Origin of the sequence: Nocardiopsis sp. NPDC007018 (genome assembly GCF_040635075.1) — a bacterium.
Classification (GTDB): domain Bacteria; phylum Actinomycetota; class Actinomycetes; order Streptosporangiales; family Streptosporangiaceae; genus Nocardiopsis.
The window spans coordinates 1-17,899 of the sequence record NZ_JBEYHA010000077.1 but is presented as its reverse complement, the minus strand read 5'-3'; the positions used below and the strand labels follow the sequence as shown (position 1 = coordinate 17,899).

General features: G+C 67.6%; 12 protein-coding genes. 8 read left to right on the top strand and 4 right to left on the bottom strand.

Going from position 1 to position 17,899, the window contains the following annotated elements; all coding sequences use genetic code 11:
* Positions 1-178 precede the first annotated feature (178 nt).
* Entirely contained in the window at positions 179-340 is a 162-nt protein-coding gene (locus tag ABZ635_RS25545) for a hypothetical protein (protein WP_357769565.1), read from the top strand.
* Between the two features lie 217 nt (positions 341-557).
* Positions 558-2,240 carry a DNA recombination protein RmuC gene (gene rmuC, locus ABZ635_RS25540; RefSeq protein WP_357769567.1) on the top strand — a complete coding sequence of 561 codons (1,683 nt, stop codon included), beginning with the start codon at positions 558-560 and terminating at the stop codon, positions 2,238-2,240.
* Positions 2,241-2,322: 82 nt separating this feature from the next.
* On the opposite strand, the gene ABZ635_RS25535 is transcribed toward rmuC, so the two are convergent.
* The gene (locus tag ABZ635_RS25535) at positions 2,323-2,745 is read right to left on the bottom strand and encodes a hypothetical protein (RefSeq protein ID WP_357769563.1); all 423 of its coding nucleotides are present in this window, start codon (positions 2,743-2,745) and stop codon (positions 2,323-2,325) included.
* A 133-nt stretch (positions 2,746-2,878) separates the two neighbouring features.
* Complete coding sequence (locus tag ABZ635_RS25530) at positions 2,879-3,430, bottom strand: ATP-binding protein (protein ID WP_357769561.1); 552 nt, start codon at positions 3,428-3,430, stop codon at positions 2,879-2,881.
* Between the two features lie 228 nt (positions 3,431-3,658).
* Between ABZ635_RS25530 and ABZ635_RS25525 the strand changes: the two genes are divergently transcribed.
* Both ABZ635_RS25525 and ABZ635_RS25520 read left to right on the top strand, forming a co-directional pair.
* A complete protein-coding gene (locus ABZ635_RS25525) occupies positions 3,659-4,519 on the top strand; it encodes a helix-turn-helix transcriptional regulator (RefSeq protein WP_357769559.1) in 861 nt (286 codons plus the stop codon).
* Complete coding sequence (locus ABZ635_RS25520; RefSeq protein WP_357769557.1) at positions 4,516-4,758, top strand: DUF397 domain-containing protein; 243 nt, start codon at positions 4,516-4,518, stop codon at positions 4,756-4,758. Before ABZ635_RS25525 ends, ABZ635_RS25520 begins: the two co-directional genes overlap by 4 nt.
* A 164-nt stretch (positions 4,759-4,922) precedes the next feature.
* Here ABZ635_RS25520 and ABZ635_RS25515 read toward each other — a convergent pair whose 3' ends face one another.
* Together ABZ635_RS25515 and ABZ635_RS25510 are read right to left on the bottom strand one after the other, a co-directional pair.
* Complete coding sequence (locus ABZ635_RS25515) at positions 4,923-8,177, bottom strand: UvrD-helicase domain-containing protein (RefSeq protein WP_357769555.1); 3,255 nt, start codon at positions 8,175-8,177, stop codon at positions 4,923-4,925.
* Between the two features lie 556 nt (positions 8,178-8,733).
* Positions 8,734-9,339, bottom strand: coding sequence for a hypothetical protein (locus tag ABZ635_RS25510; protein ID WP_357769553.1), 606 nt, complete (start codon positions 9,337-9,339; stop codon positions 8,734-8,736).
* 237 nt (positions 9,340-9,576) lie between these two features.
* Between ABZ635_RS25510 and ABZ635_RS25505 the strand changes: the two genes are divergently transcribed.
* From ABZ635_RS25505 to ABZ635_RS25490, 4 genes are all read left to right on the top strand, one after another.
* A complete protein-coding gene (locus ABZ635_RS25505) occupies positions 9,577-11,643 on the top strand; it encodes a hypothetical protein (RefSeq protein WP_357769552.1) in 2,067 nt (688 codons plus the stop codon).
* A gap of 93 nt (positions 11,644-11,736) precedes the next feature.
* Entirely contained in the window at positions 11,737-13,368 is a 1,632-nt protein-coding gene (locus tag ABZ635_RS25500) for a class I SAM-dependent DNA methyltransferase (protein ID WP_357769550.1), read from the top strand.
* Entirely contained in the window at positions 13,365-14,471 is a 1,107-nt protein-coding gene (locus ABZ635_RS25495) for a restriction endonuclease subunit S (RefSeq protein WP_357769548.1), read from the top strand. The genes ABZ635_RS25500 and ABZ635_RS25495 overlap by 4 nt, the downstream gene beginning before the upstream one ends.
* Positions 14,468-17,770 (top strand): type I restriction endonuclease subunit R, encoded by a 3,303-nt coding sequence (locus ABZ635_RS25490; protein WP_357769546.1) that lies wholly within the window; start codon positions 14,468-14,470, stop codon positions 17,768-17,770. The genes ABZ635_RS25495 and ABZ635_RS25490 overlap by 4 nt, the downstream gene beginning before the upstream one ends.
* Positions 17,771-17,899 lie beyond the last annotated feature (129 nt).

The window sequence follows — 17,899 nt, the reverse complement described above, 5'->3', positions numbered from 1 at the left end:
CGGCTGGCTGACACCCATAGAGTTCGAGAACAAACAACCGAGCACTGTGGCCTGAGAATCCAGAAACACGGCTCCACCAAACTCAGGACACACCAAGGACCTCGAACACAGAACTGGCAAGCGGATCCGCCAGACATCCGTCCCCCGCTACCTCAACGGCACCGACTTCATCTCGCTGATGTCCAACGGCTGGTTGGGCAGCCGGGGCACGGGAACCGAGCAGCTGTACGAACAGCTCGACCTCTCGTTGGCCGAGGGAAGGTCGGTCATGTTCGGGACGCACACGGACGGGCTTCCCCTGATGAACCACAGCTCCGGTCAGTGGCAGGAAAACTTCTGACCCCAACCAAAGAGAAAATGGTCGAACCGGTCTGATAACCCGCCTTATCAAGGGATCACCTGCATTCCGACCCATGGGTTCTCTATGGTGATGGTCATCGCGTTTCACCCACTGCCCACGTTTCTCGGGCGGTTCCTGGAACACGATGGTCCCATCCTCTTCGCAGTCCGTTGATCCGGTCTGCGCACTTCCCTATAGAGGAATCACCGTGAACACCATGCTTGTCATCACCCTCATCGTCGTGGTCGCCGCGGTCTTCGCCGCCCTCGGCTACCTGCTCGCCCGCAACCGCGCCGAGGCGCGCAACCGTGACCACGGCAACGAACAGAACCGACTGCGAACGGAGCTGCTGCTCGCCGAGGAGCAGCGCGAACAGGCGCGCACCCAGGCCGGAGAGCTCCGCACCGAACGCGACGAGGCCCAGAAGTCCCAGCGCGAACGCGAATCCGCCTGGTCCGAGCTGAACGCCCGGCTGACTTCCGTGACCGAGGAGCGGGCCAGGCTGGAGACCGAAGGCAAGGCCACCGCGGAGAAGCTGCACCAGGCCCGGTCGGAGGCAGAGGGTCTGCGCAAGTCACTCGATGCCGGTCAGCGGCGGGTGGAGGAGCTGGAGGGCGCCCTGCTCGCCGAGGAGAAGCGAAGGGTCGCGCTGGAAGCGGTGAGCGACGATCAGAAGGCGCGCATCAGCGGCTATGAGACCGACCTCGCCACGCTGCGCACCGAGCGGGCACAGCTGGAGAAGCGCCAGGCCGAGGTGGCCGCCGCGCAGAAAGAGCTGGACAAGGTGCGCGAGGAGCACAGCCGGCTCCAGACTGAACAGGTCGAGGCGACCGTGGCCAAGATGCTGGAGTCCTCCCAGGAGAAGCTGACCGCCACCGCGGACGAGAAGCTCGGGACGACCGCCAGGGCCGTGACCGAGAAGCTCCAAGAGCTGGGCCTGCACCTGCGCGAGTTCGACGGCAGGCGGACCACGACCGAGACCCGCCTGGACGAGCAGCTCAAGAACCTGGCCCAGGAGAACGCCCGGGGCCGGGCGCAGACCGAGGCTCTGGTCAAGGCGCTGCGCAAGCCCCAGGTGCGCGGACGCTGGGGCGAACTCCAGCTCAGGAAGGCCGTGGAACTCGCGGACATGCGCGAACGCTGCGACTTCGACACCCAGGTCTCCGTCACGGACGAGGAGGGGACCCAGCGGCCGGACATGATCGTCAACCTCACCAGCGGCCGCCGGGTCGTGGTGGACGCCAAGGTCTCCCTCGACGCCTTCATGAACGCCCTGGAGGCGGACGGGGACGACGAGTACGACCGGTTCATGGACGAGCACGCCGCACAGGTGCGCAAGCACGTGGACACGCTCGCGGCGAAGGAGTACTTCGTCAAGGTCGCGGGCAGCCCGGACTTCGTGCTGATGTTCCTGCCGAACGAGTCCCTGCTGCAGGCCGCCCTGGACCGGAAGCCGGACCTGTACGAGCACGCCCTCGCCAAGAAGATCATCATCGCGACCCCCACCGTGCTGATCCCCATGCTCCGCACCATCGCCCTGTCCTGGGACGAGAAGGCGATGCGGGAGAACACGGAGGTCATCCACGGGTTGGGCCGGGAGATCTACGACCGGCTCACCAAGGTGGGTGAACACCTGGGAAGGCTGAGGGGCTCCCTGGACAAGTCGGTGGAGCACTACAACGCGGCGATCGGCTCGCTGGAGGCGCGTGTACTGCCGACCGCCCGTGAGTTCCCCAAGCTCGGTATCCGCCCGAAGAAGGAACTGACCGAGCTGCACCCGGTGGAACGTCAGACGCGGGCGCTGGTCGCCCCGGAGCTGCTGGCCGCCACCACCGCGGAGGCCGGAACCGGTGCTCCTGAGACGGACCTGGTGGAGGTCATCCCCGACCAGCTCGGCTGATGAGAGCACTTGATCTCCGTGCGGCCGCTCCCCGAAGACTCTTCGGAGAGCGGCCGCATCGTGTACGGACCCCTGCCAGCGGTCAGGCCATGGCCGGGACGCGGGGGTGAGGCCGGGGGCGGGGGCCAGGGCGAGGGCTTCCCAGGTTCTGGGCCCAGGGGCGGGCGGTGGGCGGCTCGGTGTGCGGCCAGAGCAGGAGCAGGAGGGCGTCGATGTCCGGGGCCTCTTCCAGGCCGTTGGGGGTGGCGACCCAGAAGGATCGGGTGGCCTCTCCCCACCAGAGCACCAGGTGCCGGTAGCGGGCTTGGATGCGGGCGGCCTGGGCGTGTTCGCTGGCGTACTCGGAGCGGTGCCCACCCAGTCGGGGCAGGCGTTCGGCGCGGCGCTCCCGGCAGGAGGGGTGGGCGCAGGTGGTGCAGACTGGGCCGCTGAGCGGCTGGCGGCGGGGCAGGGTGCGGTGGAGCGGGTCGCTGGAGGGGCGGGGCGAGGGGATAGGGTTCTGCATCAGATCCTCTTTTCCTTACATATGAGCTGTTGGGTTTTCGGGGGTTCAGGGCCCAGGGGAAGCGCGGCAACGCTTTCCTGGGCCCGTCTCATGTCCTGGGTGACATGTCAGCCGACGGTTCTAGTGATCGGCTTTAGTGGTCGGCCTTCCAGCGGCTTCCGGCCAGGTCGTAGGAGAGGTAGAACCAGACGCTGCGGAACTGGGCGCGCCCGTTGTCGCCCCAGTCGCTGGCGAAGGCGTCGACCATGGCCAGCCCGCGCCCGGACTTCGCGTTCAGGCTCAACCCGTCCGGGTGGGGGGTGAGGTGCTGGTCGGGCCCGGTGGGCTGTCCGCGGTCGCGGCAGGTCAGGCGGAGCCCGTGGCGGTCGCGCTGGATGTTGAGGATGTAGCTGCCCCCGGGCTGCCCGGAGCGGCTGTGCCGGATCGCGTTGTTGCACAGCTCCGAGCCGAGCAGGGTGAACAGGTAGCGGTAGTCGGAGTCGTGTTCAGCGGCACAGGTGTCCAGGAAGGCCCGGACCAGCGGCATCACGGTGGGCGTTCCCGCGAAGTCGTAGCGGCGGGCCCGGTAGTTGGGCCGCTCAGGCCGCCCGGAGAAGTAGTGCCGGTAGAGCGGCCGGATGAAGCTGGCCAGCGGCACCGTGACCTCCCCGGAGATCGGAGGGTCGTTGGGGTTGTTGGAAGGCATGACGAACACACTCCTAGGCATGGCGGTACATGAGCAGGGGTCGTGCGTAGAGCCCGTTGGAGGAGTCTCACGGTTGCCGTGATGCGCGGAACGGGCAAGGCGTAGCCTGACCGAAGTGGACCGTCTGTGATGAGACGATCACCGGCCACAACCCCATAGTGACCCTGGAAATCTCCTTCTATCAATCAGAAACTGGGATTTCCGGAAAACTTTGACTAGGCTGACTCCATGCAACGTCCTCACAGCCCCACCATCCGCCTACGGAGACTCGGCTTCGAACTGCGCCGTCTACGTGAGGCTCATCGGCTGACCCTTGAAGAAGCCGCTAAGAGTTCGGGGGTTCCCCGTACCACCCTCAGCAAGATCGAGACAGCGGAGTCACGGCGTACGCGTGCACGAGATCTTGACGCCCTCGCTGATCTATACGAGGTCAGCGACGAAACGCGTGACGCCTTCCATCAGCTCTACCGAGAGTCCAAGGAGAAGGGGTGGTGGTACCGATACAAAGAGTTGTTCGGCACGAGCGGCCTCCCCGCCTTCGAGGTGGAAGCTTCTCTGATCCGCACTTATGAAGCCCAGGTGATCCCCGGTCTTCTACAGACACCGGAGTACACACGTGCGGTGTTCACCGGAACGAACGCGTACGCGGACGTAGAAATCCAGCGTCACGTGGACGCTCGCATGGAACGGCAAAGCATCCTTGCACGTCTCTATCCCCCGGAGTACGCGGCCATCATCGATGAGGCCGCGCTGCGCCGACTAGCAGGCGGCACAGCGGTCATGAAAGAGCAACTGAAGCACCTGGCGCACATGGCTACAAGACCTCACATATCCATCCACGTCCTGCCCTTCTCAGCGGGTATGCACGCCGCGAACCTGGGCGGCTTCCAAATCATGGAGTTCGCCGAGCCAGCAGACCCCACCGTCTGCTTCGCAGAAATCCCCACCGCAGGCCTCTTCCTGGAAGAGACTGCGGAGATCCGCTACTTTGACGCCCTCTGGCGCGAGGCCCACAGCGCATCACTAACAGTGGCCCGGAGCATAGACTTCATCGAAGAAGCAACCGCATCACTAGAGGGTGAATCGTGACAGATCTAGGCTTCCGCAAGAGCAGCTACAGCGGCACCGGTGAAGACTGCGTAGAGGTCGCCCACATCCCCTCCACCTTCCACAAGAGCAGCTACAGCGGCGCCGGGCAGAACTGTGTCGAGGTGGCCGAGCTTCCCTGTGGTGCGGCTCTCCGGGACTCCAAGCACCCCGACGCCGGGCATCTTCCCTTCCCCTCCTCCGAGTGGACCGGCTTCCTCAAAAGCGCCCTGACCCACTGACCTGAGACGCAATCGGGCCCGGCCACGGTCTTCTACCGTGGCCGGGCCCGCGCCGCGCACCGACACCCGTCAGAGGTTTCTGTCGGGTGTGCGGGTATGCGGGTATGTGCGTGTGCTGAAGGCTCTGGCACACACCAATCCCGAAGCCCTCAGCAGCCGCTCCCCTATCCCTCAGTCCCCAAAGCCAGGTCCACCCGAGTGCCCTCCCAGGTGTCCCCGGACCGCCAGATCACCTCGGTTCCGAAGGCCTCGCTCACCATCGTGGCCGCTTCGGGAGGCTCCGGCGACTGCGGTAGCACCAGAAAGGCCCGGTCAGCCTTGGTTCCGGTCGCGTACTCGACCTCCATGATCCGCAGGACGCCTTCGCGCATCCGGGCGTACGTGTGCCCCTCCGCGCCCAGGACCTCGTACAGGTAACTGCCCTCGGACCCGGCGCACTCCACGTCGACGAACTCGGACCACACCGGTGTCCGCCCCTGGTTGAACAGATCCGCGATGAGCTGGAATCGCAGGCCCTCGTGGCCACGATCCTCTCTCTCACGCTGCACCGCCGCACGGATGACGGCCAGGAATCCGTCTTCCACGGACTCACTCGTCTCGGACATGCTCTGCTCCATCGTGTTCGGTTTCTGGGGTTGGGGAAGCGGGTCGGCGGGCGCCCCCGCCAGCTCCTGCGCTGAAGGGTCCTCCTGCAGGTCAGCCTCCGCCCCTTCCTCCGAATCCTCGGGGCGGTTCAGCCGGTACCGGGAAGGCACCCCAGCCAGGAACTGCGCGTAGCTCCGCTCCAGGTGGACGGTCTGGTAGTCCGTCACGGACCGGACGTCCGGGCTCAGCACCAGCCGGTATCCCTGATCGTCCAGCAGCCAGCAACCGTCCCTGTTCCGGGACCAGGTACCGCTGGTCCACAGGTGGGTCAGCATGTCGCGGAGCTCCACCTGAGCGTCCCGCGCACTGGCCCGGTGCCGCACCGCGAACCGGGCCCGCGCCGCCGCGGAGACACGGACCGCCTCGGGCCCCTCCTCCGGCAGGTCCGGGACGGCCCCGCGGGTGGTGCCCACGGGGCGGGACAGAACTCCGGGCGCCTCCGAACGGGGAAGGGGAACTCGCGTCCGGTAACCCCCGCACCCCTCCTGACGGCACCACCTGTCAGCAGTGGTAGTGGAGTTGCGGCAGCGTCCGCCGTCGGTCCGGAACCGGGTGCACCGCACCAGTCCCCCGTGCTCCGCACCGCTGCCCGGCACCCGTTCGGGGTCGACCAGGACGTCAGGCAGCGGCCGCGCGTACACGATGCTCAGGGACTGGGTGCACCTGGTCAGGGCGACATAGAGCTGGCCAACGCCGTTGGCGTCCGACGCGGTGATCTCGCCCGGCTCCACCAGGACGACGTGGTCGAACTCCAGACCGTTCACCCGGGACACCGGCAGGACCTGGACCTCCGGCCCCTCCTCGGCGCCCCCCGATTCCTTTCGTTGTTCCCCCACCCGCTCCAGCAGGGACGAGTCGTCAGCGGTGATGACCGCGATCGACCGGCTCCGTCCGCCCGTCTCCCGCAGCCGGTCCACCTGTGCCGCCACCTCCGCCAGGAGGTCGTCGGGGAGGGTCCAACGCACCGTGACGTCCCCCTCCTCCGGGGGACGCACCGGGATCGGCTGGCGCACGGTCGGCGCCACCGCCACCGCGGCGGGCACGGAGACGTGCATGACCTCGTACGGCACCCGGTAGCCGACGGTGAGTTCGTGCAGGTGCCACCCGTCCCGCAGCGTCAGCAGGTCCACGAAGTCCGACCACTGCTCGTAGCGGTGCTCCCCGGTGGACTGGGCCAGGTCGCCCAGGACGGTGAGCGACCCGCTGGGGCAGCGCCGGGCCAACCCGCGCACCTGCATCGGGGTGAGGTTCTGGGCCTCGTCCACCACGATGTGCCGATAGCGCACCGGACCGTCGCCGGTGAGCAGGACCCGCAGTTCCTCCAGGCAGACCAGGTCGGCGCGGGTCCAGGGTTCGGCCGCCTCGGTCCGGGACCTGGCGCGGTTCAGGGCCCGCTGCTCCTCCTCGTTCAGGACGCCCTCGGCCGCGGCGGCCAGCGCGTCGGGGTCGTTGAGCAGTCTGCGCATCAGCCGCTTCTCGGACAGCTGCGGGCACACGGCCGTGAGCAGGCGGGTCACGGCACGGCTCTGCGACAGCCTGCGGCGGACTCCCCCGTCCCGGCCCAGGTGACCACTCCGCTCGGCCAGCTCGGCGATCAGGTGGTCGAGGAGGGAGTCCAGGAAGTACTGCCGCCGGTCGGCGTGGGTACCGGGGCGCTGCCGGGCCTGCTCGACCAGCCCCTCCAGGTCCTCCCCCGCCACGACGAGTTGGCGGCTCTCGTCCTGGAAGACGAGGCGCCCGTCCGTGAGGAGACCGGCCAGCCCCTCGGGTCGGATCAGCCCGCGGACCGCCCGCTCCAGCACCGCCGCCATCCTGGCGTCGGACTTGATCCGGGCCTGCTCCGGACCGTCCTCGGCCCGGACCTGCCCCTCCCACAGTCCGCCCAGGGCCTGTGCCCGCACCCCGCGGGTACCGAGCGAGGGCAGGACCTGGCCGACGTAGTTCAGGAACTCCGGGTGCGGCCCGACCACCAGGATCTGCTCGGCCTTAAAGTGGTCGTTGTCCAGCAGCCAGGTCACGCGGTGCAGCCCGACCGCGGTCTTGCCGGTTCCCGGCCCGCCCTGGATGACCAGGGTCCCGGGGCGCGCGTCGGAGACCAGTTCGAGCTGGTCGCGCTGGATGGTCTCGACGATGTCCCGCATCAGGCCCTTGCGGGCGCGGTTGAGCTCCTCCAGGAGGAAGGGGTCGACCGTCTCCCCCTGCTCCCGGGCCCTGCGGCGGGTGGCCAGGGCCGCGACCTTCTTGGGGGAGGGAACAGCGGGGCGGGCGGGGGCGGCGGGATCGGAGGTGTCGGAAGTGCCGGAGGTGTCGGAGGCGTCAGCGGGGACGGCCGCGCTCTGGTCCGGCTCGCTGATCTCGTCGAAGTAGGAGAGGACCTTGCTGTCCTCGCACTTGAGCCTGCGGCGCAGGCGCACCGTCCCCGGGGAACTGGGGCTGGCCAGCCGCCACTCCCTGGCCAGCGGCGCCGTCCACTTGATGACCAGGCGGTTGCCCTTCGCGTCCTTGACCCCCTCCCGCCCGACGTAGAAGGTCTCGCGTTCGCTGCGCTCCTCCACGTCGGCGCGCATGAACACCAGAGGTTTGCCGTCCAGTTGGAGGGCCTCCAACCTCTCCTCGGACTGCCGCTTCAGGTCGGCGTTGTCCTTCGTGCTCGCACCCAGCGGGTGTCGAGCGATCCTGCGGAGGTCGCCCTTCGCACGCTCGAAGTGGTGGTAGGCGCGGTCGACCGCTGCCTGCTCCTGCGCGATGACCGTGTCCCGGTCTCCTTGGTTCACGTCTACTCCGGCTGTTGTACTGCGGGGGTATGCACCTGTTACTGCGGGGGTGTGCACCGTCGGACGGGAGCCGTCGGGTGGTGCGGGGTGTCTGCCGGACACGGAAAAGGGGCCGCGTCCTGAGGGGGATGTCGGCTCTCGTCGGGGCCGGGAGAGGCACGGCCGAGAAGGAACCGACGGTGTGGGCGGTGCCGGGCACCGTTCGGGGGAAGGCCGGGCCGCGGGCAGCGATCGGGGGTGGTCGGGGGCCACGAGCGGAACCCGTCCCTGCTTCGTGGGCACACCCGACCGGGGGTCACACCGGGGTTCGGGACGAACCTGCGAATTCCACGACCTCACTGCCCATGTCAGCCGAAAAACCCGTCCGTGATCATGACGCGGGGATTGGCACAGGGGTTGACACAGAAACCGACCCCTCAGCCTGCCCACCGCCAAACCCGTCCGGCCCCTCCTCCCCGGCCGAGCCGTCCGTCCCGGCCCGCCCTCGGCTGATGGCCGGGACGCCGCCCGGACCCGGCTGTTCTCAGCACTGCCTCAGTGCTGCCTCAGTGCTGCCTCAGTACTGCTCGCTCCGGTGGTTGTCCTCCGAAGGAAGTCCCTCCGCGGTCCGGGGCGCCGCGGGCAGGAGGTGCGGGCTCGCGGATTCCTCCCGCAGCCACCCCTGGTCCACCAGGTACCTGATGGCCAGCGCGCCCTCCCACTGGTTCCAGCCGAACACCGCCTCCAGCTCACGCCAGGTGGGGCCGCGCCCGTGCTCGGCGAGGTGCTCCTCCACGTGCGCGGCCACCCACGGCTCCAGTCCCTGGACGACCCGCCAGGCGCGCATGGTCTGGCCGGTCCGCAGCGCCCGCTGCTCTCCCACTCGCCCGGGCTCGGCGCGTCGGGGCCGAGGGGCCCCGGGTCCCCTCCCCTGGACCGAGGACGTACCCGCGCTGCGGGTCCGCCCCTCCTGGGAGGTCAGGTGCCATCCCTTGCAAGCCGGGCACTCGTAGGCCCGGCGGGGCATCCGGTCCGAGCGGTCGGAGCCGTGGTGGCGGATGGCGGCCAGGGCCAGTTCAGCGCTGATGCTGTCCTTGAACCAGCGCTTGCCGCACCTGCGCGGGCGGGAGGCGTGCGGCGCTCGGGCGGGCTTCGTACCGGAGTGGAGGTGTCGTCGGCTCATGGGGGGCTCCTCGAGATCGGCCGGTACGGGCGAGGTACCGGGGTGCGTGCTTCGGGAAGCGAGCGGCTGGCCGCTCTGGATCATGCGAGGACACTACCCAGAAACACTGGCTCAATGAAGGCCAATCTTTGATAAGGGTGCTTATCAAACTCTCACTACCAAAAGTGATCGCTCTGCCCTACAGTGGCCTCACACCCGCACTCCCCACCCCCGACGCAGAGAGCGAGGAAGCGGCCCATGCCTTCGTCACCCCTGCTGCTCTCCCTGTCCGACATCGCGGGGCTCGCCCGCGTCCAGCGCCCGGTCGTCTCCACCTGGCGGCGGCGCCACTCCGACTTCCCCTCTCCCATGGCGGAGAACGACAGCCGGGCCTGGTTCGACGGCCATGCGGTCGCCGACTGGCTGACCAGCACCGGCCTGGGCAACACCCCGGCGGACGAGATCGGCCCGGAGCTGGTCGCGCACGGACTGGTCCGCGTGGCGGAGGGGGTCGGGGCGCAGCGCCTCGTCTCGGTACTCGGAGCACTGCTGTGCCTCCAGTACATGGACGAGAAGCCCCTCGCCGACACCACGAAGGACGCTCTGCTCACCCGTGCGGAGCACATGGATCCCGACGACGAGTTCTTCCTGCGCGAGCTGAGCGCCGACCCCGGGCTCTCCGCCCGCCTCGCGCCCCTGGCCGAGGACCTGGTCGAGGCCGCGTACACCCCCGGTGGCGCGCATGAACACCTCATGCGGCAGCGGCACCGCCTCGGACTCGCCGATCCCGAAAGCGGTTCCCTCGCCCCCGAACTGCGCCGCCTCATCGTGCGGGTGGCGGACCCGTACGAACACGCCTCGGCCAACGACACGCTCACCGTCGCCGACCCGCACGCCCTGTACGGGGACCTGCTGCACGACATGGTGTGCGCCCTGGACGACCCCGCGGACAGCAGGACCCTGGCCGCCGAGCGGCGCCCCGACCTGGCCCGGCTCACCCGGCGCCGCCTGCTGCTGGCCGGAGTGCCCGAACTCGACCTGGACGTGCAGGAGGGTACCGAGCTGGAGGAGGGCATCGCCGACCCCGACCTGGTGGTCACCCTGCTGCCGTACCAGGCGGGCGAAAGCCGTTCCCAGGCCCGGGTGCTGGAGGAGGTCGAGGCCATCGGCGACCTGCTCGGCCCCGGTTGCACGGCGGTGGTCATCGGCCCCGCCGACGCGTTGGTCGGTGCTCTGGACACCCGCGAGGCGCAGATCCGTTCCCGTCTGATCCGGAGCAAGCTGGTCGAGTCGGTCACCACCCTGCCCGGCGGGGCCGACCCCTCCCGCCCTGGATACGAGTGCGCCATGTGGACCCTGCGCCGGGGCCAGGTCGCCAACACCGAGGGCCGGGTGCTGGTCAACGACATCAGCGCGCGCCCCCTGGACGACCAGGTGATGGGGACCCTGGCCGAGGACATCCTGCTCTGGCGGGCCGAGGGCCATCACCTGGGCGGGCACGACCCCCGGTACGGGATGTCGGTGACCATCAAGGACCTGGAGGACCGGTTCGGGGAGTCGCTCGTTCCGCCGGGGCCGCCGGTGTCCCGACTGCTGTCCCAGGCGGTCCGCGACCGTCCGGCCCTGATCGCCGAGGCCGAGACCCGCCTGGCCGAGGCCGACAACCGGGCCCGTGCGCACACGGAGTCCGCGGGCCCTCTTCGCGGTGGTCTCATCCGCCGGGTGGGACCCGCACCGGAGCGGGTCACCGTCAACACCCTGATCCGCCAGGACCAGCTCGTCCCGGTCAAGGGACATCGGATCGCGGACGAACACATCGACCCGGCGGGCCAGCTCGACCTGATCGGACCGGACGAGGTCCTGGGACGGTCCCAGCGCGGAAGTCGTCGCATCGACCGCCTGGTCCTGGCCGCGGAGTACCAGCACGCGGCTCTGACCGAACCCGGCGACGTGGTGTACACGACCGCCACCGGTTTCGGGGTGATGGTCGACCACGAGGGGGCCTCGGTGGTCTGCTATCCGGCCCGGGTCCTACGGGTGAACCGCAGGGCGAGACGGGCGCTCACGCCTCGAGTCCTGGCACTGCTCTTGGAGGGCGCGGTCTCCACCAACAAACCGACGAGGTCGGTCCGCGCCCCCCGCGGCATCGGGGAGGCCTCGCTGCCCGACCTGAACCCGAAGGAAGTGGAGCGCCTGGACACCTTCCTGGCCGAGTCGGACCGCAAACGCGCTCTGCTGGACGCCCAGTACACCGAGCTGGACACCATCCGGAGGCTCAGCGCCGCCGGTTTCGGCGACGGGACCCTGGCTGTCCCCACCGACTGACAGACTTTCCGTACCTCCTCTCCCCCAGTCACCGGTGTCCCTGGACGCCCGTGTCAGTGGGCAGCACGACAACACAGAAGGAACACACCACACATGCCGCCACGCAAACGCGCCAGCACCCAGCAGGGGGAGCTGTTCAACGCCTCCACCCCGCAGGAGATCCGCGCGATCCTCTGGAAGGCCGCCGACCAGCTCCGCGGGTCCATGGATGCCGCCCAGTACAAGGAGTTCGTGCTCGGGCTGGTCTTCCTCAAGTACGTGGCCGACGCCTTCGACGAGCGTCGCCGCGAGATCGTCGTCGAGCTGGAGGAGGACGGTGTCCCGGAGCACCGCTGGGACGCCTTCCTGGAGGACCAGGACTCTTACACCGAGGAGAACGTCTTCTGGGTGCCAGAGAAGGCGCGTTGGAAGCACATCGCCGAGAACGCGGCCAGTACCCCCGAGGGGGTCGGCAAGCTCATCGACGACGCGATGGGCGAGATCATGGCGAACAACAAGGCGCTGACCGGCGTCCTGCCGCAGATCTTCAACCGCGACAACGTCGACCAGAAGCGGCTGAAGGGGTTGGTCGACCTCATCAGCGACGCCCGGTTCGCCGGTAATGACGAGAAGACCGCGCAGGACGTACTCGGCGAGACCTACGAGTACTTCCTGGAGCAGTTCGCCCGGGCGGAGGGCAAGCGGGCTGGTGAGTTCTACACGCCCAAGAGCGTGGTTGAGCTGCTGGTGGAGATCCTGGAGCCGTACGAGGGGCGGGTTTATGACCCCTGCTGTGGCTCCGGCGGCATGTTCGTCCAGGCCCAGAAGTTCGTCGAACACCACGGCGGCCGCGACCACACGCACGACATCGCGGTCTACGGCCAGGAAGCCAACGAGCGCACCTGGCGTCTGGCCAAGATGAACCTGGCCATCCACGGCATGGACCCCGAGGGTGTCGGCAAGCGCTGGGCGGACACCTTCGGCGACGACAAACTGCCCGACCTGAAGGCCGACTTCGTCCTAGCCAACCCGCCCTTCAACCTCCACCCCTGGGAGCGCAGGACGGACGACAACCGCTGGCGTTTCGGTGTGCCCCCGGCGAACAACGCCAACTATGCCTGGTTGCAGCACATCGTCTCCAAACTCGGCTCCCGGAGTAAGGCCGGCGTGGTCCTGGCCAACGGGTCAATGTCCACACAGTCCTCCGGTGAGGGTGAAATTCGCAAGGCGATGGTGGACGCCGATCTAGTGGCGTGCATGGTGGCTCTGCCGAGCAACCTGTTCCGCACCACCGCGATCCCAGCCTGCCTGTGGTTCCTGGTCAGGGACAAGGGTGCGCTGGGAGCCGACTCGACCAACGACCGCCGCCGAGAGGTGCTGTTCATCGACGCCCGCGACATGGGCGAGATGATCAACCGCACCGAGCGTGTGTTCTCCCCGGAGGATGTGGAGAAGATCGCCGACACCTTCCACGCCTGGCGCGGCACTGCTTCCGCTAGGAAGAAGGGGCTGACCTACGAGAACGTGCCGGGTTTCGCTTACTCGGCCAAGCTCCAGGAAATTGCCAAGCACGACTATGTGCTCACCCCCGGACGATATGTGGGAACGGCCGAGGTTGAAGAGGACCCGGACGCCGAACCGCTGGACGAGAAGATCGCCCGCTTGTCGAGGGAGCTCTTCGAGCACTTCGACGAGTCCAAGCGCCTTGAGAGCGTCGTCCGCGAGCAGCTCGGGAGGATCGGATGAAAGGCTGGATCCAGAAAACATGGGGCGAAATCGCAACCCTTGAGTACGGAAAAGCCCTGCGCGGATACCAGAACGCCAATGGAACTGTTCGCGTTTTCGGAACAAACGGCCCCGTGGGCTGGCACAACATCCCGCAATCCGAAGGCCCCGGCGTCATCATTGGACGCAAGGGTGCATATCGCGGAGTCCACTACACAGAACATCCATTCTGGGTAATCGATACAGCCTATTATTTGTCGCCCAAGACAACAATAGATCTCAAATGGTGCTACTACTCCCTCAAGAATACTGACATAAACACACTGCAATCTGGATCGGCAGTCCCTTCAACTTCTCGAGCCGATTTTTACGCAACTCCAGCGCTCATACCACCCAAACATGAACAGCAGGCCATCGCTACCGCCCTCAGCGCGCTGGATGATAAAATCGCCGCGAACGAGCGCATTTCAGAATCAACCGAAGAACTGTGCCGCCACCTGGTGGAAGCGAGCGCGACCGCCACTCCACGGGTCTCCGTTGACTCACTGTGTAATCTGTCGAAGGCACAGGCAACACCGAGCTCTCTCACCCACCCGTTCATCAAGCACTACAGCCTTCCAGCCTTCGACAAAGGCAAGCTTCCAGAAACCGATCAGCCGACAACCATCAAGAGCAACAAGTTCATCATCAATTCTCCCAGCGTGCTCATATCGAAACTCAACCCCAACACACCCAGAGTCTGGAACATCCCGAAAGTCGATGGCACTCCGTGCCTGGCTTCGACCGAATTCCTTGTCCTCGAGCCAAGCGAAGGAGTGAGCACGCACGAGCTCTGGGCAGTGCTGTCACAACCAGGATTCACTGACCGGCTGGCCTCCCGGGTCACCGGAACTTCTAAGAGTCATCAGCGGGTGCGACCCGCCGAGATCATGTCCGCTAAAGTGGTCGATCCCCGCGCACTCGGCCCGATCTGTGAGCAGATCACCGGGCTCGCCTCGAAATCCGTCGCCGCGATCGAGGAATCTCGCACGCTCGCGGAGCTGCGGGACACACTTCTCCCCCAGCTGATGTCCGGAAAGCTGCGCGTCAAGGACGCCGAAAGAATCGTGGAGGACAACGCATGACACCCCCCAGACCCGGTAATGCCGACTTCTCCGGTGGTCCTGCTGAGTCCGGATTCGATTCCCTCTCTTCCGGGCGGGTGACCGAGGCTGACTGGGAGCAGTACGCTCTCGAAGAACTCGGGGAGCTTGCCTGGCAACCCGATCCCGGTAAGAAGTTCGCTCCCGGTTCCGGGCAGCGCCGGGTCTGGGATGACCTCATCCTTCATGAGGACTTGAGCGAAGCAGTGTGGCGCCTCAACCCCGGGCTCACCCCCTCCGCGGTAGAGCGTGCCCTGACCATCGCGACCACTCCGGCCTCACGCGAGCCCCTCCCCGAGAACCAGCGCGCGCACGGGTACCTCACCTCCGGAATCCGGCTCACCTACACCGACGAGTTCGGCGCGGAGCACTCCCCCACCGTCCGGCTCGTCGACTTCGCCAACCCCACCGCCAACACCTTCCGCGCCGTCAACCAGGTCCGCCTGCTCGACGGTGACCACGAGCGCCGGTTCGACGTCGTCCTCTACGTCAACGGTCTCCCCCTGGCCGTGGTCGAGCTCAAGAACGCCTCCGACCCCCGGTCCACCCTCGCCAGGGCGCACGCCCAGCTGGGCACGTACGCGGAGGAGTTCCCTGCGGCCTTCCGCTACAACGTGCTCTGTCTGGTCTCGGACGGGGTCACCGCCAAGTACGGCACCCCCTTCACGCCCTTCGAGCACTTCGCCCCGTGGAATGTGGACGGACAGGGCGAGCCCCTCGACAGCCCGGACTCCGAGTACGCCGAATACTCCGAGGTCGAGCAGCCCGATGCACTGGCGCTCGCGCTGCGCGGGCTGTTCGAGCAGCACCGCTTCCTCGACCTCACCCGGAACTTCGTCAACTTCACCAGCAGCGGCAGCAAGCACGGCAAGCGCGTCGCCAAAGCCCACCAGTACTTCGCGGTGAACAAGGCCCTCAAGGCCGTGGTCAGGGCCTCCCAGACCAACGGGCAGGCGGGCGTGGTCTGGCACACCCAGGGATCGGGCAAGTCCGAGGAGATGGTCTGCCTGAGCGGGTTGGCGACCCGCGAACCGGTGCTGAACAACCCCACCGTCGTGGTCGTCACCGACCGCAACGACCTCGACGACCAGCTCCTCGGCACCTTCCAGGCCAGCCGGGAACTGCTCGGCACCGACCCGGTCCAGGCAGACTCCCGGCAGGAGCTGCGGGACGTCCTCACCAACACCAACACCGGCGGGATCGTCTTCACCACCCTGCAGAAGTTCGGGCGCACCAAGGCCGAACGTGACTCCGGGGCCGACCACCCGCTGCTTTCGGAGCGGCGTAACATCCTGGTGGTCGTCGACGAGGCCCACCGCAGCCACTACGACAGCCTCGACGGATACGCCCGGCACCTGCGCGACGCCCTCCCGCACGCCACCCTGATCGCCTTCACCGGGACCCCGATCTCCCGCGCCGACGCCAACACCCGCGAGGTGTTCGGCGGCGGTGAGGACTACATCGACGTCTACGACCTGCACCGCGCGGTCAAGGACGGCGCGACCGTGCGCGTCTACCACGAGCCGCGGCTGATCGAGATCTCGCTGCCCGAGGGGGTGGACCCCTCGGAGATCGACGCCCAGGCGGACACCCTCACCGCCGCCATGGACGACGCAGAACGCCGCAAGGCGCTCAAGGCCGCCCTGAAGATGACCAACATCTACGGTGCACCCGAGCGGGTGGCCGCGCTCGCCAAGGACCTGGTCGAGCACTGGGAGAAACGCTCGGAGTTGGTCCGCCCCTACCTGGGCGGTCCGGGTAAGGCCATGCTGGTGTGTGCCACCCGCGAGGTGTGCGTCCGGGTCTTCGACGCCCTGGCGGAGCTGCGCCCCCAGTGGGTGGGCGAGGGCCCCGACACCGGGGTGATGAAGGTGGTCTTCCACAGCGACCCCTCGGACGCCACCGAGCTCAAGGCGCACGCGATGCGTCCCTCCGAGCACAAGGTCGTCCAGGCCCGCGCCAAGGACCCCGACGACGAGCTGCAGCTGCTCATCGTGCACTCCATGCTGCTGACCGGGTACGACGCCCCGCCGATCCACACCATGTACATGGACCGGCCGATGCGCGGCGCCAACCTGATGCAGGCCCTGGCCCGCGTCAACCGGCGCTTCCGGGACAAGCAGGACGGGCTGCTGGTGGGTTACGCCCCGCTCACCGACAACCTCCGCAAGGCACTGGCCGAGTACTCGTCCAGCGACCAGGAGGACAAGACCCTGGGCAGAGGCGTGGACCGGGCCATCACCGAGGTCCGCAACGAGTACGACACCATCTGCGGTCTGCTGTCGGGGGTCGACTGGCGTCGGCTGCTGGTCACGGGTGAGGACGACGCCCGCCGGCGCGCCCTGCGCGTGGTCTCCAACCACCTGGTCTCCCCGGAGGCCCAGCGCGTCCCCGAGGGTGAGGACGCCAAGTCGCTGTCGCAGCGCTTCCGCGAGAGCGCGACCCGCTTGGAGCGCTTCTACCAGTTGTGCTCGATGAGCCGCCAGATCAGCGAGCGGTTCGAGGACCTGGAGCACTGGAAGCGCGACATCCAGTTCTTCGTGGAGGTGCGCGCCTGGGTGGTCAAGATCGAGGCCGCCAACCGCGAGGCCCGCGGCGAGACGCTGCCCGCCGAGATCAGCACCTACCTGTCGCAGCTGGCGGCCTCGGCGGTGGACGCCGAGGAGATCACCGACCTGTACGCCGAGGCGGGCATGGGCCGGTTGGACATCACCCGGCTCAACGAGGCCCAGCTGCAGCGCATGCAGGAGTCGAAGACCCCGCACCTGGCCGCCGAGGCGCTGCGCCGCCTGGTTCAGGAGAAGATGCGCGAGGTCACCCGGCACAACGCGATCAGCCGGGAGCTGTTCACCGAACGCCTGGAGAAGCTCATGCTGCGCTACATGCAGGAACAGCTCAGCAGCGCCGAGGCGTTGGCAGCGCTGTTCTCGCTCGCCGAGGAGGTCATGGCCGAGGCCCGCCGGGGCGAGAAGTTCGACCCGCCGCTCAACGACGCCGAACTGGCCTTCTATGACGCGGTGGCCGCGCACGGCACGGCCAAGGAACTGATGGACGACGACGTCCTGGCCAACATCGCCCGTTCCCTGGTCCGGGACATCCGCAAGAACCTGAGCACCGACTGGCTTTCGCGTGAGCCGGTGCGGGCCAAGCTGCGCAACCGGGTGCGTCGACTGCTGGCCAAGTTCGACTACCCGCCCGACCAGGAGCAGAAGGCGATCGACTCCGTCATCAAGCAAATGGAGACCTTCGCCCACGAGTGGGCGCCCGCCGCACGCGGCTGACCCTCCACCGAACACCACAGGGCCGGGGAGCCACGGGCGAATTCTAGGAGTCGTCGCAACACGTAAGGTCAGTTGCTCGTTGTGAGCAGCTTGGCGAGGCGCTCGGCTGGGGTATCCCAGCCGAGCGTT